Below are 1,492 nucleotides of genomic sequence, written 5' to 3' on the forward strand. Positions count from 1 at the left end.
GTTATGACCTATAATCAACGCATTTTTTAGCCTGCAGGAATGCAGGGTTTTCGCCCACTATAAAAGGAAGATACCCCGCTGATGTTTTCACGTTTTTTTATTTATCGTCCTGTCTTCGCATGGGTTGTTTCCATTTTAATCATGCTGCTTGGTGCGCTCTCGATCACTTTATTGCCGGTTGAACAATATCCGGATGTGGCACCGCCCTCTGTGAATATCAGTGCGACCTATACCGGCGCCTCAGCGGAGACCCTGGAAAATAGCGTCACTCAGGTGATCGAACAACAGCTTACCGGGCTGGATAATCTGCTCTATTTCACCTCCAGCAGCAGTTCGCAGGGTAATGTGTCGGTCAAGGTAACTTTCATTCAGGGAACTGATCCGGATACCGCACAGGTACAAGTGCAGAACAAAGTACAACAGGCACTTTCTCGTCTCCCTAGCGAAGTGCAGCAACTTGGCGTCACGGTCACTAAATCGCAGTCGAACTTCCTGCTGGTGATGGGGCTTTACGACACAACGGGCAAAAGCAACAGTACCGACATAGGTGACTGGCTGGTTAGTAATATGCAGGAGCCGCTGGCGAGGACCGAAGGTGTCGGCGACATCCAGGTTTTCGGTGGTCAGTATGCGATGCGCATCTGGCTCGATCCGTTCAAGCTTAACGCCTATGCGTTGCAACCTTCCGACGTGACGGCAGCGATACGCTCTCAAAACATTCAGGTATCAGCAGGTAAAATCGGTGGTCTGCCCTCGCCTGAAAATCAACAGCTCACCGCCACGGTCAGAGCACAGTCCCGTCTGGAGACGCCGGAGCAGTTCCGCAACATTATTGTTAAAAGCGATACTCGCGGTGCGATTGTGCGCGTCGGCGATGTAGCGCGGGTCGAGCTGGGTGGCGAGTCTTACGACATGACCACCCGACTTAACGGCCATCCGGCGGCGGGTATCGGTGTGATGCTGGCACCGGGTGCCAATGCCCTGGACACTGCCACTCTGGTGAAAAACAAAGTGCAAGAGTTTCGCCACTCGATGCCGGAAGGCTACGAAGTGGCTTATGCACTGGACAGTACCGACTTCATCAAAATCTCGGTGGAGGATGTGGTCATCACCCTGCTCGAAGCGATCGCGCTTGTCATAGTGGTGATGTACCTTTTCCTGCAAAACATTCGCGCCACCCTGATCCCGGCGCTGGCGGTGCCTGTGGTGCTGCTCGGGACCTTTGGCGTGCTGGCGCTTTTCGGTTATACCATCAACACCCTGACATTGTTTGCAATGGTGCTGGCAATCGGGCTACTGGTGGATGATGCAATTGTGGTGGTAGAAAACGTCGAGCGAATCATGCAGGACGAAGGATTACCCCCCCGGCAGGCTACTGAAAAGTCGATGAAAGAGATTTCGGGTGCGCTGATCGCGATCGCGCTGGTGTTGTCGGCAGTATTTCTGCCAATGGCCTTTTTCGCCGGTTCGACAGGGGTGATCTATCGGCAAT

The 1,492-nt window shown here is 53.4% G+C and carries 1 protein-coding gene; it reads left to right on the forward strand.

What is annotated here, in order from left to right; all coding sequences use genetic code 11:
* Positions 1-81: 81 nt before the first annotated feature.
* Positions 82-1,492, forward strand: a 1,411-nt coding sequence (locus tag WH277_RS05605; protein ID WP_339504913.1) for an efflux RND transporter permease subunit, incomplete at its 3' end; no start/stop codon positions are given.

The organism is Erwinia sp. MYb416, from assembly GCF_037479575.1.
In the GTDB taxonomy this organism is placed as follows: domain Bacteria; phylum Pseudomonadota; class Gammaproteobacteria; order Enterobacterales; family Enterobacteriaceae; genus Erwinia; species Erwinia rhapontici.